Origin of the sequence: Virgisporangium aliadipatigenens, from assembly GCF_016863615.1 — a bacterium.
Lineage (GTDB): Bacteria > Actinomycetota > Actinomycetes > Mycobacteriales > Micromonosporaceae > Virgisporangium > Virgisporangium aliadipatigenens.
Genome location: NZ_BOPF01000007.1, coordinates 299,659 through 323,027, shown reverse-complemented (window position 1 = coordinate 323,027; position 23,369 = coordinate 299,659). Strand labels below are relative to the sequence as shown.

At 73.4% G+C, this 23,369-nt stretch carries 23 protein-coding genes and 1 pseudogene; 7 read left to right on the top strand and 17 right to left on the bottom strand.

Annotation, left to right across the window (positions count from 1 at the left end):
- The first annotated feature begins 21 nt into the window (after nucleotides 1–21).
- Nucleotides 22–786, top strand: coding sequence for a TetR/AcrR family transcriptional regulator (locus tag Val02_RS12185; protein ID WP_203899081.1), 765 nt, complete (start codon nucleotides 22–24; stop codon nucleotides 784–786).
- Nucleotides 787–808: 22 nt separating this feature from the next.
- Here Val02_RS12185 and Val02_RS12180 read toward each other — a convergent pair whose 3' ends face one another.
- A complete protein-coding gene (locus Val02_RS12180; protein ID WP_203899080.1) occupies nucleotides 809–1,270 on the bottom strand; it encodes a GNAT family N-acetyltransferase in 462 nt (153 codons plus the stop codon).
- Nucleotides 1,271–1,352: 82 nt separating this feature from the next.
- Here Val02_RS12180 and Val02_RS12175 point away from each other — a divergent pair, with 82 nt between their 5' ends.
- On the top strand, nucleotides 1,353–3,239 hold the full coding sequence (locus Val02_RS12175) for an ABC transporter ATP-binding protein (protein WP_203899079.1): 1,887 nt from the start codon (nucleotides 1,353–1,355) through the stop codon (nucleotides 3,237–3,239).
- A gap of 9 nt (nucleotides 3,240–3,248) precedes the next feature.
- Here Val02_RS12175 and Val02_RS12170 read toward each other — a convergent pair whose 3' ends face one another.
- The gene (locus tag Val02_RS12170) at nucleotides 3,249–4,040 is read right to left on the bottom strand and encodes a hypothetical protein (RefSeq protein WP_203899078.1); all 792 of its coding nucleotides are present in this window, start codon (nucleotides 4,038–4,040) and stop codon (nucleotides 3,249–3,251) included.
- Between the two features lie 145 nt (nucleotides 4,041–4,185).
- Here Val02_RS12170 and Val02_RS12165 point away from each other — a divergent pair, with 145 nt between their 5' ends.
- Entirely contained in the window at nucleotides 4,186–5,313 is a 1,128-nt protein-coding gene (locus Val02_RS12165) for an epoxide hydrolase family protein (protein ID WP_203899077.1), read from the top strand.
- A gap of 39 nt (nucleotides 5,314–5,352) precedes the next feature.
- Here the strand turns inward: Val02_RS12165 and Val02_RS12160 are convergent, their stop codons facing one another.
- Entirely contained in the window at nucleotides 5,353–6,312 is a 960-nt protein-coding gene (locus Val02_RS12160) for a ketopantoate reductase family protein (RefSeq protein WP_203899076.1), read from the bottom strand.
- 290 nt (nucleotides 6,313–6,602) lie between these two features.
- Between Val02_RS12160 and Val02_RS12155 the strand changes: the two genes are divergently transcribed.
- Complete coding sequence (locus Val02_RS12155) at nucleotides 6,603–7,553, top strand: tyrosine-type recombinase/integrase (RefSeq protein ID WP_239152796.1); 951 nt, start codon at nucleotides 6,603–6,605, stop codon at nucleotides 7,551–7,553.
- On the opposite strand, the gene Val02_RS12150 is transcribed toward Val02_RS12155, so the two are convergent.
- The 4 genes and pseudogenes from Val02_RS12150 to Val02_RS12135 form a co-directional block, all read right to left on the bottom strand.
- Entirely contained in the window at nucleotides 7,535–7,927 is a 393-nt protein-coding gene (locus Val02_RS12150; RefSeq protein ID WP_203899074.1) for a TipAS antibiotic-recognition domain-containing protein, read from the bottom strand. The two genes, Val02_RS12155 and Val02_RS12150, sit on opposite strands and share 19 nt — an antisense overlap.
- 56 nt (nucleotides 7,928–7,983) lie before the next feature.
- The gene (locus tag Val02_RS12145) at nucleotides 7,984–8,571 is read right to left on the bottom strand and encodes an ArsR/SmtB family transcription factor (RefSeq protein WP_203899073.1); all 588 of its coding nucleotides are present in this window, start codon (nucleotides 8,569–8,571) and stop codon (nucleotides 7,984–7,986) included.
- Between the two features lie 99 nt (nucleotides 8,572–8,670).
- Entirely contained in the window at nucleotides 8,671–9,462 is a 792-nt protein-coding gene (locus tag Val02_RS12140; protein ID WP_239152757.1) for a sporulation protein, read from the bottom strand.
- 83 nt (nucleotides 9,463–9,545) lie between these two features.
- Nucleotides 9,546–9,689: pseudogene (locus Val02_RS12135) on the bottom strand (Cif family virulence factor); the annotation flags it as partial.
- 336 nt (nucleotides 9,690–10,025) lie between these two features.
- Here Val02_RS12135 and Val02_RS12130 point away from each other — a divergent pair.
- Nucleotides 10,026–10,373, top strand: a complete 348-nt coding sequence (locus Val02_RS12130) for an RNA polymerase-binding protein RbpA (RefSeq protein WP_203899072.1) — start codon at nucleotides 10,026–10,028, stop codon at nucleotides 10,371–10,373.
- Nucleotides 10,374–10,444: 71 nt separating this feature from the next.
- Here the strand turns inward: Val02_RS12130 and Val02_RS12125 are convergent, their stop codons facing one another.
- On the bottom strand, nucleotides 10,445–12,022 hold the full coding sequence (locus Val02_RS12125) for a methyl-accepting chemotaxis protein (RefSeq protein WP_239152794.1): 1,578 nt from the start codon (nucleotides 12,020–12,022) through the stop codon (nucleotides 10,445–10,447).
- Nucleotides 12,023–12,235: 213 nt separating this feature from the next.
- Between Val02_RS12125 and Val02_RS12120 the strand changes: the two genes are divergently transcribed.
- Nucleotides 12,236–12,523 carry a hypothetical protein gene (locus tag Val02_RS12120; protein ID WP_203899071.1) on the top strand — a complete coding sequence of 96 codons (288 nt, stop codon included), beginning with the start codon at nucleotides 12,236–12,238 and terminating at the stop codon, nucleotides 12,521–12,523.
- A 104-nt stretch (nucleotides 12,524–12,627) separates the two neighbouring features.
- Nucleotides 12,628–13,137 (top strand): DUF6624 domain-containing protein, encoded by a 510-nt coding sequence (locus tag Val02_RS12115; protein ID WP_203899070.1) that lies wholly within the window; start codon nucleotides 12,628–12,630, stop codon nucleotides 13,135–13,137.
- Nucleotides 13,138–13,141: 4 nt separating this feature from the next.
- On the opposite strand, the gene Val02_RS12110 is transcribed toward Val02_RS12115, so the two are convergent.
- The 9 genes from Val02_RS12110 to kdd form a co-directional block, all read right to left on the bottom strand.
- On the bottom strand, nucleotides 13,142–13,687 hold the full coding sequence (locus tag Val02_RS12110) for an FxsA family protein (protein ID WP_203899069.1): 546 nt from the start codon (nucleotides 13,685–13,687) through the stop codon (nucleotides 13,142–13,144).
- Nucleotides 13,688–13,689: 2 nt separating this feature from the next.
- On the bottom strand, nucleotides 13,690–14,487 hold the full coding sequence (locus Val02_RS12105) for a polyprenol monophosphomannose synthase (RefSeq protein WP_203899068.1): 798 nt from the start codon (nucleotides 14,485–14,487) through the stop codon (nucleotides 13,690–13,692).
- On the bottom strand, nucleotides 14,484–16,082 hold the full coding sequence (lnt, locus tag Val02_RS12100; RefSeq protein ID WP_203899182.1) for an apolipoprotein N-acyltransferase: 1,599 nt from the start codon (nucleotides 16,080–16,082) through the stop codon (nucleotides 14,484–14,486). The genes Val02_RS12105 and lnt overlap by 4 nt, the downstream gene beginning before the upstream one ends.
- A gap of 538 nt (nucleotides 16,083–16,620) precedes the next feature.
- Nucleotides 16,621–18,042, bottom strand: coding sequence for a glutamate mutase L (locus Val02_RS12095; RefSeq protein ID WP_239152755.1), 1,422 nt, complete (start codon nucleotides 18,040–18,042; stop codon nucleotides 16,621–16,623).
- Nucleotides 18,039–18,413, bottom strand: a complete 375-nt coding sequence (gene kal, locus Val02_RS12090) for a 3-aminobutyryl-CoA ammonia lyase (RefSeq protein WP_203899067.1) — start codon at nucleotides 18,411–18,413, stop codon at nucleotides 18,039–18,041. The genes Val02_RS12095 and kal overlap by 4 nt, the downstream gene beginning before the upstream one ends.
- Entirely contained in the window at nucleotides 18,413–19,150 is a 738-nt protein-coding gene (kamE, locus tag Val02_RS12085; protein ID WP_275415566.1) for a lysine 5,6-aminomutase subunit beta, read from the bottom strand. Before kamE ends, kal begins: the two co-directional genes overlap by 1 nt.
- Nucleotides 19,147–20,709, bottom strand: coding sequence for a lysine 5,6-aminomutase subunit alpha (kamD, locus tag Val02_RS12080; RefSeq protein WP_203899066.1), 1,563 nt, complete (start codon nucleotides 20,707–20,709; stop codon nucleotides 19,147–19,149). Before kamD ends, kamE begins: the two co-directional genes overlap by 4 nt.
- Nucleotides 20,710–20,805: 96 nt before the next feature.
- A complete protein-coding gene (locus Val02_RS12075) occupies nucleotides 20,806–22,326 on the bottom strand; it encodes an amidohydrolase (protein WP_203899065.1) in 1,521 nt (506 codons plus the stop codon).
- Between the two features lie 5 nt (nucleotides 22,327–22,331).
- Nucleotides 22,332–23,351 (bottom strand): L-erythro-3,5-diaminohexanoate dehydrogenase, encoded by a 1,020-nt coding sequence (kdd, locus tag Val02_RS12070; protein ID WP_203899064.1) that lies wholly within the window; start codon nucleotides 23,349–23,351, stop codon nucleotides 22,332–22,334.
- Between the last annotated feature and the right edge of the window lie 18 nt (nucleotides 23,352–23,369).

The following is a 23,369-nucleotide window of genomic DNA, read 5'->3' as shown; positions in this document are numbered from 1 at the left end:
AACGTCTGAAAGGATGGCGCCGTGCCGACCGAACGCCGCGCCGCCGATCCGGCCCGAACGCTCGCCCTGCTCTGGCGGGACAGCGGTGCCGTATCGGCCAGCCCGCGCGGCCCCCGACAGACGCTCACCGTCGACCGGATCGTCGACACCGCCATCGGCATGGCCGACGCCGACGGGCTGGACGCCGTCACCATGCGGCGCGTCGCGCAGGCCCTCGACGTCGCGCCGATGACCCTGTACACCTACGTTCCGGACAAGGCGACGCTGGTCGAGCTCATGTTCGACCGGGCGCTGGGCGCGATGGCGCGCACCGAGCCGGCCGGGGCGCACTGGCGGGACCGGCTCACCGCCGTCGCGCACGACAACCGGGCGCTGTACGAGGCGCACCCGTGGATCGCCGCCTGCTCCACCAGCCGGCCGGCGCTCGGCCCCGGCGTCTGCGCCAAGTACGAGTACGAGCTGAACGCCCTGGAGGGCCTCGGGCTCGCCGACGTGGACCAGGACGCGGCGCTGACCTTCCTGCTCGAGTTCGTCGCGGGGATCGCCCGCGCCGCCGCCGACGCCCGGGCCGCCGCGCGGGACTCGGCGATGAGCGATGTCGAATGGTGGGAGATCAACGGGCCGCTGCTGGAGAAGGTGTTCGACCCGGCCCGCTATCCGCTGGCGACCCGCGTGGGCGCCGCCGCCGGCGAGGCGCAGCAGTCCGCGTACAACCCGGACCACGCGTACCGGTTCGGGCTGGCGCGGGTGCTCGACGGGCTGGCGGCCATGCTGCCGGAGAAGTGACCGGCGCGCGCCGGCGGAAGGCTCAGTAGTCGGTCAGGTCGTAGGCGAGGATCTCCAGGCCGGTGACCCGTTCGAAGCCCAGGCGCAGGTACAGATCCAGCGCCGCCTCGTTGCCCACCTCCGTCTGCAGCCCCAGCCGCAGCGCGCCGGCGTCCCGGGCCGCCCGGGCCACCGCCCGCACCAGTTCCGTCGCCAGGCCGCGTCGGCGGAACTGCGGATCCACCCACAGGTCCCGGATCGTCCACGCCGTGCCCAACGCCAGGGACGCCGAGGACTCCGTGGCCGTCGCGAGCGCGCGCGGGGTGCCGTCCACGGCCGCCGCGTAGATGGCGAGCCGGCCGGCCGCCACCTGGGCACCGAGCCAGATCCGAACGTCGCGGGGAGCGCGCCGCCGGCCGTAATGCGCACGGTAGTCGTCGAACAGCGCGCACACCGCGTCGAACGCCGGCTCCACAGGGGAGACCTCGCGCACCCGGAGGATCATCCGCACAGTGTCCCCCATCATGGTCCGCCGGCCGGTAATCGAGTTGACCTCAAGCTTTGTCGAGGTCGTACCGTTCCCCCTCATGGACATGGAAGCGACCGCTTGGCACGCTCTTTACCGCGCGAGTAATACCCAGCAGGACCGGCGGCCGTTCTCGATGGCCACCGTGCGGCGGATCCTCGGGTTCGCCCGCCCGCACCGCAGCCGGCTGATCCGGTTCACGCTGCTCAGCGTCGTCGGCGCGGTCCTCGCCGTCGCCGGCCCGGTGCTCGCCGGACGGGTCGTCGACGCCATCGTGCGCGGCGCCGACGACGGCCTCGTGGTGCGCCTCGCCGTGATCATCGCCGTCATCGCCGCCGCCGACGCGGCGCTGGGCCTGACCGTGCGCTGGCTGTCGGCCAGCATCGGCGAGGGACTGATCCTCGACCTGCGCACCGCCGTCTTCGACCACGTGCAGAAGATGCCGGTCGCGTTCTTCACCCGCACCCGCACCGGGGCGCTGGTGAGCCGGCTCAACAACGACGTCATCGGGGCGCAGCGGGCGTTCGCGGACACGCTCTCCGGGGTCGTCGGCAACCTCGTCACGCTGCTGCTCACCGTCGTCGTGATGGTCAGCCTCTCCTGGCGGATCACCCTGCTGGCGCTGCTGCTCCTGCCGGTCTTCATGCTGCCCGCGCGGCGGATGGGCGCCCGGCTCGCGCGGCTCAGCCTGGAGGCCGCCGACCTCAACTCGGCGATGAGCAACCGCATGACGGAACGCTTCTCCGCCCCCGGCGCCACCCTCGTGAAGCTCTTCGGCCGGCCGGCGGAGGAGTCGGCCGAGTTCGCGGCGCGGGCGGCCCGGGTGCGCGACATCGGCGTGCGCAGCGCCATGCTGCAGGCGCTGTTCGTGACGGCGCTGACGCTGGTGTCCGCCCTCGCGCTGGCCCTGGTCTACGGGCTCGGCGGCTTCTACGCGATCCGCGGCGACCTCGATGCCGGTTCGGTGGTGGCGCTGGCGCTGCTGCTCACCCGCCTCTACGCCCCGCTGACCGCCCTCGCCGGTGCACGGGTCGAGATCATGAGCGCGCTCGTCAGCTTCGCACGCGTCTTCGAGGTCCTCGACCTGAAGCCGCTCATCGCCGAGAAGGACGACCCGCGGACCGTGCCGGACGGGCCGGTCGCCGTCGAGTTCGACGACGTGCACTTCGGCTACCCGTCGGCCGACAAGGTCTCCCTCGCCTCGCTGGAGGAGGTCGCCCAGCTCGACACCCGCGGCGGCGTCGAGGTGCTGCACGGCGTGTCGTTCAAGGCCGAACCGGGCCAGATGATCGCGCTCGTCGGCTCCTCCGGCGCCGGCAAGTCCACCATCGCGCAGCTGCTCCCCCGCCTGTACGACGCCGACCGCGGCAGCATCCGGCTCGGCGGCACCGACGTGCGGGACCTCTCCGCCGACGCCGTGCGGGACACGCTCGGCATGGTCACCCAGGACGGCCACCTGTTCCACGAGTCCGTCCGGGACAACCTGCGCCTGGCCCGCCCCGACGCCACCGACGACGAACTGTGGGACGTGCTGCGCCGCGCCCGCCTCGACGCCCTCGTGGAGGCCCTGCCCGACGGCCTCGACACCGTCGTCGGCGAACGCGGCTACCGCCTCTCCGGCGGCGAACGCCAGCGCCTCACCATCGCCCGCCTCCTGCTGGCGCGCCAACGCGTCGTGGTGCTCGACGAGGCGACCGCGCACCTCGACGCGACCAGCGAGGCGGCCGTCCAGGAGGCGCTCACCGAGGCCCTCGACGGGCGCACGGCCGTGGTGATCGCGCACCGGCTCTCGACGATCCGCGCCGCCGACCAGATCCTGGTCATCGAGGCCGGCCGCGTCGTCGAACGCGGCACCCACACCGAACTGCTCGCGCGCGGCGGCCGCTACGAGGAGCTGTACCGCACGCAGTTCGACCAGAAGGCGGTCAAGGAACCGGCCGGCGTGTGAGGCCGGGCGTCACCGAGCCAACCGGCGGGTGACCCACTCCCGCAGCGGCGTGTCGAGCCCGGGCCGGGCGTGCAGTCCGGCCCGGTGCAGCAGTTCCGCGCTCGCCAGGGCGGCGGCGCGCACGGCGTTCGCGGTCGGCGGGGCGTAGGTGGCGGCGATGCCGGGCGGCGGCGCCGCGAAGTCGAGCAGGCTCGTCAGCCCGAACGCCGGATAGTCGATCCCCTCCCCGACCGCCCACAGCTGGCAGATCCGTTCGCGCACGCGGTGCAGCTGCTCGGCCGCCTCCAGGTGGGAACCGCGCGCCAGGTACTTGTGGATGTTCGCCAGGGCCTCCCAGCCGTCCAGCAGCCAGTGGCCGGGATCCTCGGGCGACGGGCGCAGCGCCGACGGCGTGAACTCCTCCGCCAGCCGGCCGGTCCGGTCCAGCAGCGCGACACTGCGCGGGGCCCGGCCGGGTCGCCGGCCGGCCGGCAGCACCACGAGGTCGATCTGGCCGCCGTCGGTGTACTGCACCCACCAGCGGGTGAAGCCGTCCCAGGGCCGGGCGGCGCAGTCCACGACGGGACCGAGCGCCCGCAGCAGCGCCGTCACGTCGTCGACCGGGGGCGCCTTCTCCCCCGCGTGGCCGAGCGCCATGTCCAGGTCCGACAGGGCGTCGCCCCGGCCGTCGGCCACCGAGCAGCCGAGTTCGAGCCACTCCCAGCGCTGATCCGGCTCGATCGCGTCGAGGAGACGGTGCAGCAGGCCCTTCTGCACGGCGAGCGCGGGGCCGAGCGCGTCGATCCACTCCCGGGAGTCCATGCGGGCAAGCCTGGCACGAAAGGCCCTTTCCGGCAGCTGTGCTGCCGTCGATGTGGCGGCTCACGCCGCCTAAGGCATCCTAGGAAGCTAGGTCAGGACGCCTGAGCAGCATCCCGGCGATGAGTCCGCCGCATACGCTTCCGGGATGATCCGGCCGTTCGCTGTGGACGTTCCCGAAGATGTCCTGGAAGACCTGCGCGACCGCCTGCGGCGCACCCGCTGGCCCGGCCCCGCGCCCGGTCCGGCGTGGCGGCAGGGCACCGACCTGGACGCGCTCCGCGACCTGGTCACCGACTGGGCCGCGTGGGACTGGCGGGCCCACGAACGCCGCCTCAACACCCACCAGCACCGCGTCGTCGACCTCGGCGACGCCACCGTGCACGCCGTCCACGAGCGGGCCCGCGACGGCCGGGGCATCCCGCTCGTGCTGACCCACGGCTGGCCGAGCAGCTTCGTCGAGTACCTGCCGCTGGTGCCGCTGCTCACCGACCCGGCCGTGCACGGGATCGCCGGGCCGGCGTTCGACGTGGTGATCCCGTCGCTGCCCGGCTACGGCTTCTCCCCGCGCCCGCCGCGCACCGGGATCAACTACCGGTACGTGGCCGGGCTCTGGCACCGGCTGATGGCCGCGCTCGGATACCGGCGCTACGGCGCCGGCGGCGGCGACTTCGGGGCCGGTGTCGCGACCTACCTGGCCCTCGACCACCCCGACGCCGTCATCGGCCTGCACCTGACCACCCCGGAACTGGATCCGCCCAGGCACGACGACCCGTCGCCCGCGGAGCTCGACTTCCTTCGGGTACGTCAGCGGTGGGACGACACGGAACGCGGCTACAGCGCGATCCAGTCCACGAAGCCGCAGACCCTGGGCTACGCCCTCACCGACTCCCCCGCCGGACTCGCCGCCTGGCTGCTGGAGAAGTGGCGTTCGTGGGCCGACCCGCGCTCCGGTGTCGGGCGGGACTTCCTGCTGACCACGCTCACCGTCTACTGGGCGAACGGCGCCGTCACCGAGAGCCTCCGCGACTACTACGACAACCGGTGGCACGCCGACCCGATCCGGCCCGGGCAGCGGGTGCGCGTGCCGACGGCGTACGCCGGGTTCGACCACCAGTTCGTCCCCGAGGGCGTGCCGCCCCGCGAGTGGCTCGAACGCCTCTACGACCTCGCGCGCTACACCCCGATGCCGCGCGGCGGGCACTTCGCCGCCGTCGAGCAGCCCGACCTCCTCGCCCGCGACCTGGTGGCCTTCTTCACGGACCGGGCTGCGTGAAGCACCCGACGAGCGCGATGATGCGCCCGGCGGGCCCGCCTATCGGCGCAGCAGGCGCAGGAACGCGGACGGCGTCAGCTCCCCCGGCGGCCTCCCGGCCCGGGCGGCGGCGTTGACCAGGCGCCGGACGAGGTCGTTCGCCGGGGTGGGGACGCCGTGCAGGCGGCCGAGCAGGACGATCTCCCCGTTGAGGTGATCGGCCTCGACGCGACCCGTGCCGCGGCGCAGGCTCTGCCACGTCGAACCGCCGCCGCGCGGCACGTCCACCCGCAGCGTGTCGCCCCGGCGGGCGCGGTCCTCGGCCGCCGACGCGTAGTCGACGCCGGCCGCGTCCAGGGCCGCCGTGCCCTCGGCGCGCAGCACGTCCAGCGCCTCGGTCGCCCCGTCGTCCAGCCGGCCGCAGAGCGCCTCGAGGGCGTTGCCGAGGTTGAGCAGCAGCTTGCGGTACTTGAAGCGCATCGCGTCGGGGCGCGCGACGGAGTCGAAGCCGCCGGCCCGCAGCGCGCCGGCGACCGCCTCGGCGGTGGCGTCGACGGCGCGCGGGTAGCGGCCGAGATCCAGGATCCCCGGCACGGGCGAGGAGCCCTGCACGACCACGCCCGGGCTGAGGTGTTCGGCGGGCAACATCACGCACAGCGCGTAGATGTCGGGCAGCATCCGCAGGGCGGCGCGCTCGTTGCTGACGCCGTTCTGCGCGCACACCACCGGAACGTCCGGCGGCGCGCAGGCGGCCAGCGCGGCGAGAGCGGCCGCGGTCTCGGTGCTCTTGACCGTCAGGATCACGACGTCGCCGGGGCGCCAGTCGATCTCCTGCGGCGCGCCGACGGCGGGCAGCGCGAACCGCGCGGACCCGGCGGCCGACTCGACCCGCAGCCCGTCGCGGCGCAGCGCCTCGAGGTGCGCGCCCCGCGCGATGAGCACCACGTCGGCGCCGCCGGCGGCGAGCCGGGCACCGATGACACCGCCGACGGCACCCGCGCCGTAGATCACGAACCGCACGTCGCCACCGTAGCCTTACCCGCATGAATGCGCCCTTTGATCCGCTCCGGCCCGACGGGCCGCCGGCCGCGACAAAGGACCCGACCCCGCGGGCCGCCCCTCCGCCCGCGGGCCACCACGCGACGCCGCCGGCCACCTCGGGGCACGCCACGCCCGCCGCGGGTGCGCCCACCGCCCGGACGCGGGCCGCACTCGAGGGCACGGTCCTCCACGCCCCGGCACGACCCACTGCGGATCACGACGCCCCGCCGACGAGCACCGAGGGCGCCGTCGAGCAGGCGGTCCACGCCCTGCCGACCCTCCCCGACGGCGACCCCCGCTACGGCCCCCGCGCCCTCACCGCCGCCTGGCTCGCCGAGGCCCGTTCGGCGCACACCCGCCGCGCCTACTTCCGCGACCTCGCCGACTTCCTGGCCTGGTGCCAGCGCGACGGCCTCGACCCCCTCGCGGCCCGCCCGACCGACCTCGGCCGCTACCGCGCCCAGCTGCCCGCCGCGACCGCGCCGTCGACCGCCCACCGGCGGCTGTCCGCGCTGTCGAGCTGGTACCGCTACCTGCACGCCAACGGCGCCGCCGAGGGCAATCCGGTCACGGCCGTGAAGCGCCCGAGGGTCGACCGCGACGCCTCGACCACCGCCGGCCTCTCCGTCGAGGAGGTCCAAAAACTACTTCGACAAGCCGATATGGAACTGGCACCGGCCCCACCCGCCAGGCGCCACACCGCGCTGCGGGACCGGGCCGTGCTGCGGCTGCTCGCCGACCTCGGCCTGCGGGTCGGCGAGGTGACCGGCCTCGACGTCGACGCGTTGGGCCACAACCGCGGTTACCGCACCCTGCGCTACACGGCCAAGGGCGGCAAGCTGCGCGAACGCGCCCTCGCCCCGCACACCCTCGAGGCGCTCGACGAGTACCTGCGCGAACGCGGCGACGCGCCCGGCCCGCTGTTCGCCACGCGGCCCGCGTCGGGAGTGCTCGGGCGGCTGGATCCGGCGGCGGTGTTCCGGCTGGTGCGCCGGACGGCACGCGCCGCCGGGATCCCCTCGGCGGACCGGCTGTCGCCGCACTCGCTGCGGCATGCGTTCGCCACGAACGCCCGCGATCTCGGCATCGCCCTCGAGGACGTGCAGGACGCCCTGGGGCACGCCGACCCGCGCACCACCCGCCGCTACGACCGGGCGCGGCACGCGTTGCACCGCGAGCCCGGTCTGCGGCTGGGCGCGCTCTACACCGACGAACCCTGAGCGCGGGCCGCGTTGGCGTGGATGGCGTCGTGCAGGTACCGGGCCAGCCCCGGCGCCTGCTCCTCGTAGGTGGCGGTGAAGCGCGGGTCGGCCACGTACATGTCGGCCAGCCCGCGGTGGATGTCGTAGCCGCACTCGTAGAACCAGCGGCTGATCTGCCGCCGGTGCTCCTCGGCCAGTTCCATCACGGCCGGGTCGTCGGCCGGGGTGCCGGCGTGCAGCGCCGCCACGAGCCGGCGGCTGACCTCGGCTCCCTCGGCCTTGATGCGTTCCCAGTCCGCGGGCGTGTACGTCGACGCGCGCCGCTGCGACTCGCGGTAGGCGTCGGTGTCGCCCCAGCGCTCGCGCGCCTCGTCCGCGTACGGGTTCTCCATGTCGGGCTCCTTTCCCTTCGGTGGAACCAAGCGTGGAGTCTCCCGTCGCGGGAGAGTCAAGCCTCCTGGCGAACCGTCGGGTGCAGGGCGACGACGAGCCGGTGCGGGCGGGCGTTCGGGGTGTCCGCGGCGTGGTACTTGGCGCTGAGCGTGCGCACCGCGTGGGTCAGCTCGCGGGCGAACTCCGCCCGGTCCTTCGCGCTGGCGAAGTCGAGCTGCGTGTCGATGGCGTACGTCGCCACCGGCCGGCGGGCGCGGGCCGCCTCGGCGATGAGCGTTCCCAGGTCGCTGACCATGCGCGCGGCGAGGGCGAGCAGCCAGTGCGCGGAGAACTGGTCCGGTGCGCGGTCCGGGTCGGGCGCCACGGCGGCGAGGGCGGCGGGCGAGATCACGTACGAGGCGGCGGTGGCGCGCAGCACCCGTTCGGTGACGTTGCCCTTGCGCCGCTCCTCGACCAGCTCGACGAGGCCGTGCGACTCGAGGGTGCGCAGGTGATAGTTAATCTTCTGACGGGCCAGGCCGACCTTCGCGGAGAGCATCGTGGCCGAGCCGGGCTCCGTCAGGGCCGCCAGCAGGCGCGAACGGATGGGGTCCAGCGAGGCCTCGGCCGCGGCGGGGTCCTCGATCACGGCTACCTCGATCATGGGCACACCATGCCACCGACAATATTGCCGGTCAAGAAGCGAAGCGTTGTCGGGATGCGGCGTCGACGGCTCGCCGCATCCCGTTCCGCGAGACAGGACCTAGTGGAAGAAGCCGCCGCGGCGCTGCACGGCCTGCTCGACCCAGCCCTGCACCTGGGAGGTCCAGTCGACCCGGTCGGCGTCGTGGTGCGACGCGGTGAAGTGGCTGAACGTGTCGGCGCCGGAGGTCAGCAGCCCGCCCCGCTTGTCGAACTCCAGGAGCACCTCGACGGCGTGCTCGTTCGTCACGAAGGTCACCTCGACCTCGTTGATCTTGCCGGAGTACTGCGGCGACGGGTACAGCTCGATCTCCTGGTAGAACGGCAGCGTCTGGCGCACGCCGCGCAGCTGGCCCCGTTCGAGGTCGGCGCTCTTGAAGCGGAAGCCCAGCCGCGCGAACCCGTCGAGGATCCGCTCCTGCACCGGCAGCGGGTGCACGTTGATCGCGTCCAGGTCACCCTTGTCCAGGGCGCGGGCCACCTCGAGCTCGGTGCGCAGACCCATGGTCATGCCGTGCAGCCGCTGCCCGTACAGCTCCGTGATCGGCGTCTCGAACGGCACCGGGAACTGGAACGGCACCTGCAGCGGCTGGCCCTTCTCCAGCCGGAACGCACCGGTGACCTTCAGCCGGTGGAAGTCGACCGTGGAGTCGTACTCCCCGTCCTCGTGCTCCACCTCGACCTTGGTCACGAGGCTCAGGGCGATGTAGTCGATGTCGACGGCGTGGTCGCCGCCCTGGACGTTGACCACGCCGGGCAGGGGCAGCCCCGGGCGGGTGTTCGGGTTGTGCAACACGGTGTCGACGGAGGGCCCGCCGACGCCGAAGGCCTGCATCATTCGTCTGAAGACCACGGGTGGTCACTCCTTCCGGGCAGCCGGCAGTGGCCGCGGGTGCGATGGTAACGACACTGATCACACAGGGTCGGCCGGACGGCTCAGGACGTTCCGAAGGGATTGTCGATCAGGTAACGCCAGTGACCGTCGGGACCGCGCCGCGCCACGTCGGTGGCCGTGCCGGAGAGGTCCACCGGGCCGCGCGGCCCGCTGCCGCGCAGCGCCCACTCCACGACCAGCAGGGCTCGTAAAGCTCATCGAGGTTGCCGCCGGAGCCGAACGCGGTCACGTAGGACTCGACGAGATGCGAAGGAGCACGGTTGTCTGCCATGCCTTCCCAGTGAAACATTCCGCGCTGACCTGCGCCGACCCGGGTCGGGTGGTCGAACGGGCGAACGCGCCGGTAACATTTGGTGTATACGACACACAAGCGGCGGCTCTCACGCGGCCGCTGCGAAACCGTGCGGGGGGCAGTTACCCTCAATAGACGTCCCCATCAGCCTGACCTGGGGAATTGTCGACCCGGGTCGTGTCGTTGTACCGCCTGACCCGCACCACTATGCGAAGGGGAAGATCCGACCATGGGCGAGCGCATGCTGCGCGGGAGCCGCCTCGGAGCCGTCAGCTACGAGTCCGACCGCAACACCGAGCTGGCTCCGCGACAGACTCGCGAGTACCTGTGCGCCAGGGGCCACCGCTTCGAGGTGCCCTTCGCCGTCGACGCCGAGGTCCCGATGACCTGGGAGTGCAAGTTCGACGGCAGTGTCGCGCGCCTGGTCGACGGCAGCGAGCCGGAGCAGAAGAAGGCCAAGCCGCCGCGCACCCACTGGGACATGCTCCTCGAGCGGCGTTCCATCGCCGAGCTGGAGGACATCCTGTCCGAGCGTCTGGAGGAGGTCCGCGCCCGGCGCGGGCGCCCCAGCGCGTAAGCGCCTCACAGAAAGGCCGTCCCCCGCGAAACAGCTGCGGGGGACGGCCTTTCTGCATGCTTCCCGTTCGGCTAGTGCAGGAAGCGGTTCACGACGTTCGTCAGGTCGGCCGCCAGGCGGGACAGGTCGGTGGCCGCCATCTTGGTCGCCATCGCGCCGTCGGCCGTCGCCTGCGCCACCTCGGCCACCCCGGAGACCGTGCGCGCCACGTCGCCGCTGTTCTCCGCCGCCTCCGCGACCGTCCGGGTCATCTCCTGCGTGGTGGCCGTCTGTTCCTCCACGGCCGAGGCGATCATTGTCGTGTACTCGCCGATCCGGCTGATCACGCCGCTGATCTCCTCGATCGCGAAGCCGGCCGTCGCGCTGGAGGCCTGGATCGCGCCGATCCGGGCGGTGATCTCCTCGGTCGCCTTGCCGGTCTGCTGCGCCAGTTCCTTGACCTCGCCGGCCACCACGGCGAAGCCCTTGCCCAGCTCGCCGGCGCGGGCCGCCTCGATGGTGGCGTTCAGGGCGAGCAGGTTGGTCTGCTCGGCGATGGTGGTGATCAGTTTGACGACGTCGCCGATCTCCGCGCTGGCGGTGCCGAGTTCGGCGACCTGACCGGTGGTGCGGGTCGCCGTCGCCATGCCCTCCTGGGCGATCTGCGCGGCCTGCATGGCGTTCGAGGCGATCTCCGAGATGGAACTGGTCATCTGCTCCGCGCCGGCCGCGATCGTCTCCACGCCGGCGTTCACCCCGTCGGTGGCCGTCGTCGCGAACGACGCGCGCTCGGCGGCCTCCTTCGCACCGGACTCCAGTTCGGCGCTGATGGCGGTGAGCTGTTCGGCCGCGGCCGCCAGCGTGACGGCGGCGCCGCTCATCTGGCCGCCGATGATCTCGCGCAGGCCGGAAGTGGCGCCGTTCAACGAACGGGCCATCACGGCCAGTTCGTCGGAGGTCTGAACGGGCACGCTCACCGTCAGGTCACCCTGCTCCAGCGCCGCCAGCGCGGCGGTCACCTCGCGGACCGGGCCGGAGATCCGCCGCCCGAGCACCGTCCCGGCCACCGCCATGAACAGCAGCACCAGCCCGGTGCCGACCAGCAGCAGCGTGTACGCGAACGCCACCGACGCGGCCACGGCCTCCTGGCGCTCCTGCAACTCCGTGCGCTCGTCGGTCTCCATGTCGCCGAGCAGCGCACGGATGCCGTCCGACGTCGCCCGGCCCGATCCGGACGTCATCGCCGCCACGGCCGCGTCCAGGCCGTTCGCGCCGGCGCGCAGGTCGACCATGGACTTCAGCTCGTCGAGCCGGGTGCGCACCAGCGGCTCCAGTTCGCCGACGCGCTTGCGCTGCGCGGGGTTGTCGGCGGTCAGCTCCTTCAGCGCGCCGACCTCGGACAGCAGCGACTTCTGCGCCTCCTCGTACGGCGCCAGCGCGTCCTGCCGCCCGGTGAGCAGGTAGGCGCGCTGGCCCGCCTCGGCGTCGCGCAGGCCGATCTCGACCGCGTCGATGTGCCCGAGCGTCTCGTAGGTCAGGGCGCGCGCGTGGGCGGTGCCGTTCAGCGTGCTGATCGAGCCGTAGGAGACCGCCGAGATGATCAGGAGTCCGACGGCCGCGGCGCCCAGGACGAGATAGATCTTGCGGCTCACCGTCCAGCGCGGGCGCATCGTGGTCACGTCGTACCGAGTCGGCCGGGACCGGGGCGATCTGAGACATCGCTCCCCAGAAACGCCGCGCCCGCACCGGAACGGTCACCGGCACCGGGTAGCCCGCGGCTCCGCCACGCCGTTGCACCGAACCGTAGATCGCCTTGAGCCGCCGTTTAGGCCCACCGCCCAAAGTTGGTCCGGTCACCGAGAGCCAGCCAGGAGGGCCGAACGATGAGCACCACCGCAGCCGTGTACGGGTTCGAACGCCCCACCGTCGCCGACGCCTCGGCCGCCATGCGCACCGTGCACCGCGCCGACTTCACCGAGCGCTGGAACGAGGTGCTCGCCGGCTCGGGGACGACCGGGCGCACCGACGCCGACCTGCCCCGCCTGATCGCCGCGATGGAGAACGCCGACCCGGCGACCCGCCTCGCCGGCCGGGCGCTGAACCTGCGCCTGCGGGTGCACGCGCACCTCGCCGAGTGCCAGCGCCTGATGGCCCCGCACACGATCGCCTGAGGCGGTTGTCGGGGGGACCATTCAAGTATGGCCGGCGGGACCCCTGTGGATCATCGTCCCGAAGGCCGAATTTTCCGCCCCTGGGCGCGCCTACGGTTTTCCGCATGAGTTCACCGACCCACAAGGCCCTCGCCGAGGAACTGATCCGCCGCACCGACGAGGACAAGGCCGCGCAGCCGAACCCGTTCGGCGACGACGCCGCGAAGCAGCTGGCGCACCGGCGCATCACCACCGACAACGCCGACCGGCTGGCCGAGATCATGGACGAACACGGCTGGCCGACCGTGGCGCTCGTCGGCGCCGAAGGGGCCCGCCGGGCGTGGCTGATCGCCCAGCACGCCGACCGGCAGCTCGACGTGCAGCGGCGGGCCGTGCGGCTGATGGAGCGGGCCGTCGCGGACGGGCAGGCGGACGCCGCGCAGTTGGCGTTCCTGCGGGACCGGATGCTGACCAACGAGGGGCGCCCGCAGGTGTACGGCACGCAGATCGCCGGCGTCGAGGACGGCCGGCCGGTGCCGTGGCCCGTCGAGGAGCCCGAACGCATGGACCAGCGGCGTGCCGAGGTCGGCATCCCGCCGTTCGCGGCCTACACCGCGGCGCACGCGCCAGGGTAGGGGTTCAGGCGCGCTCGGGGGGCGGCGGAAGGATCTCCCCTTCGAGAACCCGGGTCTCCTGCGCGGGCCCCGCGCGGTCCGGATCGGGGGTGGGCGTGACGACGTCGCCGTCGATCGAACCCTCCCGCCGCACCTTGATCCGGCGCGGCCCGAACACGCTGCCGGCGAGGTCCGGCGTCAGCCGCCCCTCGATCCGCCGCCCGACGACGCGGGCCACCCAGCGGCGCACCGGCGGGATCAGCACCACCCCGCCGACCACCGCGCTGACGAACCCGCCCAGGAGGACCAGCAGCGCGGCGAACATCCCGACCGCCCCGTCGGTCGCCTCGGGACCCAGCGGGCGGCGGGCGTACGCGGCGTCCTGGAACCGTCGCCAGCCCCGCCGTCCCTCGCGCTGCAACGCCCAGCCGCCGAGCACCAGCTTCGCCAGGACCAGCGCGAGCGCGATCGGCAGCCCGACCTTCCAGATGACGACGCCGAGCAGGGCGAGCTCGCCCACCAGCACGACGACCCCGACGATCGCCAGAACGCTCAGCCAGCGGCGCAGCATGATCAGGTCCGGCGCTTCCCGAACCGCTTGCGGATCGGCGCGGTACGGGTCTGCCAACCCCAGCCGGTGACCCGGATCAGCGTCTCGCGCGCGACGTTGGAGCTGAGCTTGCTGACCCCGCGCTCGCGTTCGGCGAACGTGATCGGCACCTCGACGACCTTGCAGCCCGACCGGTGCGCCCGCCAGGCCAGCTCCGTCTGGAAGCAGTAGCCCTGGGAGAGCACGTTGTCGACCTCGATCTTGTCGAGGACCGGCATCCGGTAGGCGCGGTAACCGCCGGTCGCGTCCTTGAACGGCACGCCGAGCGCCATGCGGATGTAGAAGTTGCCGGCCTTGGACAGGGCGAGCCTGTTCCACGGCCAGTTGACGACCTTGCCGCCCGGCATGTACCGGGTGCCGAGCACCGCGTCGGAGTCCTTGAGCGCGTCCAGGAGCCGGTGCAGCTCCTCCGGAGCGTGTGACCCGTCGGCGTCCATCTCGCACACCGCGTCGTACCCGTGCTCGCGCGCCCACTGGAACCCGGCCAGGTACGCCGCGCCGAGGCCCTGCTTGCCCGGGCGGTGCAACACGTGGATCTGCGGGTCGGCGGCGGACAGCTCGTCGGCGATGGCGCCGGTGCCGTCCGGGCTGTTGTCGTCCGCGACGAGGATGTCGACCTGCGGAACGGCCTCGCGCACCCGCCCGGTGATGATCCGGACGTTTTCGGCCTCGTTGTACGTCGGGATCACCACCAGAACGCGACCCACGCCGGGGTAGCCCTCCAGCGCACCGTCGGACGGGTTGGACGGGGCGTCGGTCACGTGTCCTCCTTCGCGGGGGCGGCTCTCCGGCGGGTCCGTGCGACCAGGAACAGCGCCACGAGCACACCGGCGACCATCAGGTACTCCGGCACGGCACCGAGCCTGGTTGCCAGCGTACGTCCGGCTCCCAGACGCATCTCTCGCACCACGACGGCAGGTTTAAAGAACGATGTCGCACCGTACAGGTGACCGCGCGCATCGACAAATCCGGACACGCCGACCGTCGAGGCCATCAGCCCGGGTCGACCGTGTTCCACAGCGCGTAACCGCACCATGGCCAGCTGCTGCTCCGACTCGGCGAGGTTGAACGTCGCGTTGTTGGTCTGCACGACCAGCAGCCCGGCACCGCCGGTGACCGTGTCGCGCACGATCCCGTCGTAGGCGACCTCGTAGCAGATGACGTCCCCGACCGTGGCGGGGCCGAGCGTGAGCACGCCGGGGCGGTCCCCGGCGATGAAGTCCGACCGGATCCGGTCCACCTGCTTGGAGAAGACCCGGAAGAACGACCGGTAGGGGACGTACTCGCCGAACGGCACCGGATGGCGCTTGATGTAGCGGTCACCCGCGCCGGTGCCGGGATGCCAGATCAGGCCGGCGTTGAGGATGTTGTCCGAGTGGTCGTCGTGCAGGACGGCACCGACCAGGATCGGCACCCCGATGGTGTCGGCCGCCCGGGATATCTGCGCGGCGGCGTCCTCGTTGGTCAGCGGGTCGATGTCGGAGGCGTTCTCCGGCCAGATCACGAGATCGGGGCGGGCGGCCTGGCCGGCCGCGACCCGCTGGGCCAGCTCGAGCGTCCGGCTGACGTGGTTGTCGAGGACGGCGCGGCGCTGGGCGTTGAAGTCGAAGCCCATCCGCGGGACGTTGCCCTGGATGATCGCGACGGTGACCGCGCGCCCCGCCGGCTCGGGCGTCAACGGCGCGACGACCAGCCCGGAGGTCACGAGCACGACCGCGGTGCCGAGCAGCGCGCCGAGGCGGCGCAGGTCGGGTGTCGGGGGGCGTCCGCCGTGGGCGCGCAGGACGACCCAGGCGCCGGCCAGGAGTCCGCCGATCACCCCCACGGTGAACGTCACCAGCGGCGCACCCCCGAGCGCCGCGAGCGCCAGCAGCGGCGAGTCCGCCTGACTGAACGCCAGCCGCCCCCACGGGAAGCCCCCGAACGGCGTGGTCCCCCGCAGCAGCTCCTGCGTGACCCACAGCCCGCCGGTGACCGGCCCCCACAGCCACGGCCGGCCGGCCAGCAGCGGCGACACGAACGCCGTCGCGGCCCCCATCAGCGCCAGGTACGCGGCCTGCAGGGCGGACAGCGCCAGCCACGGGAACGCCCCGACGTGCAGCCCGGTCCAATAGAGCATGATCCCCAGGTACAGCGCCCCGCTGACGAACCCGAGCAGCGCCCCGAACCGCATCCGCTGCCCGTGGGCGGCGAGGGCCAGCAGCGCGACACCGACCGGCGCCAGGTACCACTGGTCGTACGACGGGAACGCCAGCAGCAGCGCGACCCCGGAGGCGACGGCGAGCGCCGACGGGATCACGAAGCCCGGCAGCCGGCGGGTCGGCGGGGCCGCTTCCACGGGCCGCTCCCGCACCATCGTCACTCTGGTCTCCCGTCCGGCGAGCCGCTCGCGATCGGCGACATCTGCCGGATCGGCCTCTATTGTGCAGTGCCCGAATAACGCGCCGATCTCGTCCCGGCATGCATTCGGCGTGCTGGGAAACTTCCCAGGACGGCCGCCCTTGAACACAGATCGGGGCGCGACCGGCGAACCGATCGCGCCCCGCGCTCCCAGGCCCTCACCGGCCGGTGCGACAGCGGGCGGCACGTGGTCTTCGTTCCAAGCCTGTGCGCGCCGGCTGCACGCCCAGACCCGTTGTCTACTGACCCCGGCTCCCACTGTCCACACCGGATGCGGCCGGTCCGCGCCGCCCCGCCGACCCCCGCCCGAAACGCGACCCGGGGCGGATCGGGATGATCCGCGGAGTCACGCCTGGACGAAGAGGCGGAGCGGACCGAGCCGCACGCCGAAAGGACCCAACGACGGTACGTGCCTGACCCGGCCCCGTGTCAACCGGGTCCCTGTGCCGAGATCCACGAAAGCGGCGTGTCGCGCCGGAGTGGCACGAAGTTGATCACTGAACGTGCAGGTGACGTCGCAATAGGCTGATCGCCGCCCGTGGATGTTCGGCCGCGAGGAGGCCCGCCGGGGCGAGGACGTAGTCGGTGTCGATCACGATCTCGGGGGAACGGGGCAGCGCCCAGCCGCCCGCGGTGTCGGACACGGCCGCGGCGAGGACCGCGCGGGCGGCGGCCGGGTCGGCGTGGCGCAGCACCCCGCCGGACCCGACGACGAGCACGACGTCACGAAGATCACGCCCCCCGCGCCGCGCCTCGACCCCAGCGACCCGCACGCTCTCCCCCCGCGCATGCCGCCGCAGCGCGACGGTTGCCGCCAGCCCGGCGAGCGGCAGGTCGACCGCCGGATCGCCCGGCAGCCCCGGCTCGGCCCCCCGCGCGGCGGCCGCCTCGTCCAGCCCACCGGTCCCCTCCTGGCCGGCCGCTCCGGTGGACGCGCCGGGACGACCGGTCGCGGAAGCACCTGTCGGGCGCGGGTCGGGGTGCTTTCGTGACCGGTCGTCCGCCTCGAGCCGCTCCGCGCGGGCCGCCTCCAGCAGCGACGGGGCGGACCAGCGCACGCCCAGGTCGCCCTCCACCGTGCGGGAGCGCCACGAGACACCGGCGACCTCGTGCACCGCGCCGTCGGGGACCAGCGCGGAGTACACGTCCGTCGTGGCGCCGCCGACGTCCACCACGAGCAGGTCACCCGCCAGGTGATCGGCGAGCAGTTCGACCCCCGTCAGCACGGCGTCGGGCGTGGGCGCGCGGACCAGTTCGGCGAAGCGGGGGCCGCGGGACAGGCGCTTGCCGCCGATCACGTGCCGCAGGAAGACCGCGCGGATGGCGTCGCGGGCCGGGGTTGGGTTCAGCTCGCCGATGTGCGGGAGGACGTTGGCGCAGGCCGTCACCGGCACACCCGCCAGCGCCGCCACCGCGTCGTCGCGGGCGTCGGCGTTGCCGGCGAGCACGACCGGCCCCCGCCACCGGGCCCTGCCGAGCCGGCCGGCGTTGTGCAGCAACGTCTCCGCGTCGCCGCCGTCGGTGCCGCCGACCAGCAGCACCACGTCCGGCCGGGCGGCCCGCAGGGCGGACAGCGCGGCGCCGTCCAGGGAGCCGCCGTGCACGTGCACCACCCGGGCCCCGGCCGACAGGGCGACCCGGTGCCCGGCCTGCGCGCTGACCAGGGGTTCGTAGCCGACGACCGCGAGGCGCAGGCCGCCGCCGGCCGAGGAGCAGGCGAGGATCCGTTCCGGGGTGTGGCCGGTGGCGGCGACGGCGGCGTCGAGGCCGTCCAGCACGTCACCGTCCACTGTGGTGCGGTGCGCGCCGGTCGCGACCAGTTCGCCGGCGTCGAGGTCGACGATCGCCGCTTTCGTGAACGTCGACCCGACGTCCACACACGCAACAAGCCCGCGCAGCGGGCATGGCGCGCTCACCCCGGGACGACGACGGTGCCGGTGGCCACCACGGCCACCACCGGCGGGTCCAGCACGTCGGCGGCGGACGGGCCCCGTTCGGGATTGCCGCGGCACACCACCGCGCAGGAGAACTCGATCTCCCGGCTGCGGGTGCCGACCCGGGTCACGCTCGCGGTCACCTCGACGACGTCGCCGGCCCGGATCGGGGCCACGAACCGCACCGACGAGTAGCCGGCGAACAGCCCCTCGTCGCCGTCGGTGCGGATGCACACCTCGGTCGCCACGTCACCGAAGAGCCCCAACGCGTAGGCGCCGTCCACCAGGTTGCCCGCGTAGTGCGCGTGCGAGTAGGGCACGTAGCGGCGGTGCGTCACGGTGGTTCCGAGCATCAGGCGGCCTTCTTCCGTTCGATCAACGCGTGCACGAGATACGAGGCGACCTCGCGCGGGGTGGTGCCCCGGCCGAAGATGCGGTCGACGCCCAGTTCCCCCGTCATCGCCTCGTCGAAGCGGGGACCACCCACGACCAGCAACGGCCGGCGGGCCGCCGGGAACGCCTCGCGGAACGCCGCGGACATCTCCCGGGTGTTGTGCAGGTGCGCGTCCCGCTGCGTGACGACCTGGCTGACCAGCACCGCGTCGGCCTTCTCCGCACCGGCGGCGCGCACCAGGTCCGGCACCGGCACCTGGGCGCCCAGGTTGACGACCCGCAGCTCGCGGTAGTACTCCAGGCCCTTCTCGCCGGCGACGCCCTTGATGTTGAGGATCGCGTCGATGCCGACGGTGTGCGCGTCGGTGCCGATGCAGGCGCCGACGACCACGAGCTTGCGCCGCAACCGGGAGCGCACCGCCGCGTTGACGTCCTTGGCGGCCAGGAGCGGGAAGTCGCGTTCGACCACGGTGACCCGATCGGTGTCGACCAGGTGCGAGACCCGCCCGTAGACGACGAAGAAGGTGAACCCGGTGCCCATCTGCTTGGCGTGCACCACCATCGCCGGGTCGAGCCCCATCTTGCCGGCCAGTTGCAGCGCCGCCCCCTCGGCCCGCCGGTCGTGCGGAACGGGCAGCGTGAACGACACCTGCACCATCCCGTCCCCGGTGGTGTCCCCATAAGGCCGGACGATCACGCGGCACCCCCGTCCAGCAGGGCGACGGCCGGGTTCCAGAAGTCGTCCGCCCGGCGGGCCACCCCGTCGAGACCGCGCCCCTTGTCCGGCGGCCGTTTCATGATCCCGAACGTCCCGTCCGCGATCGAGGAGAGCAGCCCCTCGTCGGTGATCCGTTCGAGCAGCGTGACGGCCTCCGCCAGCACCGTGGCCGCGCGCTTCTGCACGAACCCGCCCGGCGCGGGCACGAAGTCCTCGTGCAGTCCCCCGCAGGAGTCCAGGACGTACCGCACGTTCTGCAGGGCGATGTCGCGGTCGGAGAGCCACGGCGTCACGACGGCCTCGGTCATCATGCCGACCAGCAGGATCGACTGGCCGGTGAGCACACCCGCGAGGTTGAAGAACCCGTCGAGGAGGTTGCCCCGGAACACGTCGCCGGTCATGTGCTTCGTCGGCGGCATCCACTTCAGCGGCGCGTCCGGGAAGAGCTCGCGGGCCAGCAGCGCGTGCGCCAGTTCGAGCCGGAACGAGTCCTTGACGTCGGGATTGATCTCGAACGCGTGCCCCAGGCCGAGTTGCGCGTCGGGCAGCCCGGCCTCGTGCGCGAAGAACTCGTTCAGCAGCTGGGAGACGGTCACCGTGTGGGCCGCCTCGACGGCGTCGGCCGTGGTGAGGTAGTTGTCCTCGCCGGTGTTGATGATGATGCCCGCGCGTGCGTGGATCTGCCGGGAGAAGCGCTGGTCGACGAAGGTGCGCACCGGGTTGATGTCGCGGAACAGGATGCCGTACATCGAGTCGTTGAGCATCATGTCGAGGCGTTCGAGACCGGCGAGGGCGGCGATCTCCGGCATGCACAGCCCGGACGCGTAGTTGGTCAGGCGCACGTAGCGGCCGAGTTCCTTCGACGTCTCGTCGAGGGCGGCGCGCATCAGGCGGAAGTTCTCCCGGGTGGCGTAGGTGCCGGCGAAGCCCTCGCGGGTGGCGCCCTCGGGCACGTAGTCCAGCAGCGACTGCCCCGTCGAACGGATCACCGCGATGACGTCGGCGCCGGCGCGCGCGGCCGCCTGCGCCTGCGGGATGTCCTCGTAGATGTCGCCGGTGGCCACGATGAGGTAGATCCAGGGGCGCTGCGGCGGGTCGCCGAGGCGCTTGACGAGCCGCTCCCGTTCGGCCCGCCGGCGGTCGACGGTGCGCAGCCCGTCGCGCACCGCGCGGGTGCCGAGCCGGTGCGCGGCCGTGCGGGCCTTCCCGGCCGGCACGGTGAAGTCGACCGACCCGGCCGCCGCCCGCTGGGCCAACGCCACGAGGTCGGTGGAATCGCCCCGGGCGAGGGCGCCGAAGACCGGGCCGCTGACGCCGTGTTCGAGCCCGACCTGCTCGACGACGGCCGAGACGAGCCGGTTCACCCACGGGATGCCGTCCGGGTCGGCGCCGCCCAGGCCCGCGAGCCGCAGCGTCGCCCGCTCCACGGCCACGGTGGTGTGCGAGCGCGCCAGCTCCACCACCGGCGCCCCCGCGATCGCGGCCAGTTCCCGGGCGCGCGCGACCTGGTCGGCGTCCAGCGCAAGCTTCGCCGTCACCTCAGCCTCCTTCGTCGATCTTGCAGTTGTGGTGAGGACATACCACCGCACGAACGGACGTCTCGGTCGCCACAACTGCAAGATCGACGCGCAAGGTCATCGCAGGGCACCTACCTCGCCGTGGATGGGCACGCCGCGCAGCACCGTGCCGGCGCATGCCGGGGTGGCCGCGTCCATCGCGGGCAGGCCGCGGACCAGTGGGCCCGCGTCCCGCCACAGCGCGAAGGTGGCCGGCGCCCCGGGGGCGAGCACGCCGTGGGCGTCGTCGCCGACCGCGCGCCAGCCGCCCCGCGTGTGCGCCGCGAACGCCTGCCGCACCCCCAGCCGCTGGACGGGGTTGTGATGCGAGGCGGCCGCCCGCACCGCGCCCCACGGGTCGAGCGGCGTCACCGGCGAGTCCGACCCGAACGCCAGCGCCACCCCCACGCCCGCCATCGCGCCGAACGGGTTCGTGGCGAGTGCGCGCTCGGCCCCCAGGCGGGTGGCGTACATGGCGCCGGCGCCGCCCCACAACCGGTCGAACGCCGGCTGCACGCTCGCCACGATCCCGAACTCGACCAGCCCGCCGATCAGCGCCTTGTCGAGGAGTTCGGCGTGCTCGACGCGGTGCCGCGCGGCGCGCACGGCGTCGACCGAGGTGCGCGCGGCCGCCATGGCGAACCCCGCGAGCACGGTCGACAGGGCGGCGTCGCCGATCGCGTGGAACCCGCCCTGCACACCGTGCCGCTGGCAGTCCACCAGGTGGTCGGCGACCTGCGCCGGCGTCAGGTAGCCGTGGCCGGAGGTGTCCCGGTCGAGGTACGGCTTGCGCAGGTGAGCCGTGTGCGAGCCGAACGCCCCGTCGGCGAACAGGTCCCCGCCGGCGCCGACGGCTCCGAGGTCGCGGGCCTTGGCGGCGGCGCCCAGTTCGCCCCAGTAGCCGTAGACCGCCGGGCCGCCGGTCAGCTTCAGCAGGCCGGTCAGGTCTTCTTCCGAGGAGATCACCGGGCCCGCGCACTCGTGCACGGCGGCGATCCCGAGCGCGGCGGCGTACGCCAGGAAGGCCCGCTGCGCGTCGCCGCGCTGGGCGGCGCTGACCGAGGCCAGGGCGACGGTGCGCGCGTCGTGGTGGGCGTCGCGGCGCAGCCACCCGTCGGCGCCGTGGCCGGGGCGGTCGGCGTTCACGCGGGACAGCAGCGCCGAGGAGACGACCGCCGAGTGCACGTCCGCGCGGGACAGGTAGACGGGGCGGCCGGCGGCGGCGCGGTCCAGTTCCCCCGGAGCGGGCGGAACGGGCGACGGCCAGCGGCTCTCGTCCCAACCGTGGCCGAGCACCACGGCGTCCGGCGGCAGCGTCGCCGCGAACGCCGACACCCGCTCGAGGACCTCGGCCGCCGACCGGGTCCCGGCCAGGTCGAGGCCGCGCAGGGTGAGCCCGGTGGAGGTGGTGTGGACGTGCGCGTCCACGAAGGCGGGCGTGACGAGCGCCCCGTCGAGGTCGACGACGGTGTCGGCCGTGGGCGCGTCGGCGGCGGGACCGAGCCAGGCGATGCGGTCGTCGTCGACCAGCAGGGCGGTGGCGGTCGGGTCGGCGGGGCTGTACACCGGGCCGCCGCGGTAGAGCGTCGTGCGCGTCATGCCGATCAGTCTGCCGCCAGGCGGGACTCGTACAGCGCGCGCACTCCGGGCTCGGCGCGCAGCAGGTCGAGGGCGAAGGCGGCGTGGCCGGGCAGGTAGCCGTTCCCGATGATCATCGTCACGTCGGCGGCGAGGCCCTCGGCGCCGAGCGCGGCCGCGGCGAACGAGGTGGCCATCGAGAAGAAGATCACCGTCCCGCCCGGCGCGGTCGACAGGACGGCGCCGTGTTCGCACCCGGGGACGTCGACGCAGACGACGGTGACGTCCGCCGGCTCCCCCACCGCCGCGGCGGTGGCGACCGGATCGCGGGCGTCCGCGATCGCGATCCGGTCGCACACCCGGGCCGCCGCCAGCGCGTCACGCTCTTCCGCGCTTCTTACCACCGCGGTCGAACGGCTCGAGCCCGCCCGACGGGCGGCGGCAAGGGCGAGGGAACCGCTCTTGCCCGCTCCGCCCAGCACGGCGACGGTAGGTCGGTCGTAGCCGCGCACCACCCGGTCCACCAGGGCCGGGGCGCCGCACACGTCGAAGACGGCGAGGGCCAGCTCCGGCGCGAGATCGTCGGGCAGCACCGCCGCGATCGAACGCCCGAAGAGGATCGCGTGCCCGTCGCACGGCACCTGCTCGCTGCGCCCGTCCCAGCGGGCCAGCCCGTCGGTGACGGCGAGCGGCGTGAGCGTCAACGAGACCAGCGTGGCGACCCGGTCCCCCGGCTTCAGGCCCAGCGGCGACGCCGGCCCGACCTCGTCGACGGTGCCGATGAGCATGCCACCGGAACCGGTGACCGCGTTGTGCATCTTCCCGCGGCTCTCGATCGTCTCCAGGACGGCCTTTCTCACGGCCTCCCCGTCACCGTCGTGCACGGTGGAGAGCTGGCGGAAGCTGGCCGCGTCGAGGTTGAGCCGTTCGACGCGGATGCGCACCTCGTCCTCGGCGATCGCAGGCGTTGCGTCCAGGCGCTGCGCGGCCTGCGGCAGCACACCGGCGGGCGCAAGCACCCGGTGCAGGCCGATCGGCGAATTCATCGCGCCTCCCGTCGACAA

Excerpts from the sequence above, each read along its gene's own strand:
- Val02_RS12180 (WP_203899080.1), bottom strand. The coding sequence starts at position 1,270 with ATGATCCTCCGGGTGCGCGAGGTCTCCCCTGTGGAGCCGGCGTTCGAC.
- Val02_RS12175 (WP_203899079.1), top strand. The coding sequence starts at position 1,353 with ATGGACATGGAAGCGACCGCTTGGCACGCTCTTTACCGCGCGAGTAAT.
- Val02_RS12170 (WP_203899078.1), bottom strand. The coding sequence starts at position 4,040 with ATGGACTCCCGGGAGTGGATCGACGCGCTCGGCCCCGCGCTCGCCGTG.
- Val02_RS12165 (WP_203899077.1), top strand. The coding sequence starts at position 4,186 with ATGATCCGGCCGTTCGCTGTGGACGTTCCCGAAGATGTCCTGGAAGAC.
- Val02_RS12150 (WP_203899074.1), bottom strand. The coding sequence starts at position 7,927 with ATGGAGAACCCGTACGCGGACGAGGCGCGCGAGCGCTGGGGCGACACC.
- Val02_RS12145 (WP_203899073.1), bottom strand. The coding sequence starts at position 8,571 with ATGATCGAGGTAGCCGTGATCGAGGACCCCGCCGCGGCCGAGGCCTCG.
- Val02_RS12130 (WP_203899072.1), top strand. The coding sequence starts at position 10,026 with ATGGGCGAGCGCATGCTGCGCGGGAGCCGCCTCGGAGCCGTCAGCTAC.
- Val02_RS12125 (WP_239152794.1), bottom strand. The coding sequence starts at position 12,022 with ATGCGCCCGCGCTGGACGGTGAGCCGCAAGATCTATCTCGTCCTGGGC.
- Val02_RS12120 (WP_203899071.1), top strand. The coding sequence starts at position 12,236 with ATGAGCACCACCGCAGCCGTGTACGGGTTCGAACGCCCCACCGTCGCC.
- Val02_RS12115 (WP_203899070.1), top strand. The coding sequence starts at position 12,628 with ATGAGTTCACCGACCCACAAGGCCCTCGCCGAGGAACTGATCCGCCGC.
- Val02_RS12110 (WP_203899069.1), bottom strand. The coding sequence starts at position 13,687 with ATGCTGCGCCGCTGGCTGAGCGTTCTGGCGATCGTCGGGGTCGTCGTG.
- lnt (WP_203899182.1), bottom strand. The coding sequence starts at position 16,082 with ATGGTGCGGGAGCGGCCCGTGGAAGCGGCCCCGCCGACCCGCCGGCTG.
- kal (WP_203899067.1), bottom strand. The coding sequence starts at position 18,413 with ATGCTCGGAACCACCGTGACGCACCGCCGCTACGTGCCCTACTCGCAC.
- Val02_RS12075 (WP_203899065.1), bottom strand. The coding sequence starts at position 22,326 with ATGACGCGCACGACGCTCTACCGCGGCGGCCCGGTGTACAGCCCCGCC.
- kdd (WP_203899064.1), bottom strand. The coding sequence starts at position 23,351 with ATGAATTCGCCGATCGGCCTGCACCGGGTGCTTGCGCCCGCCGGTGTG.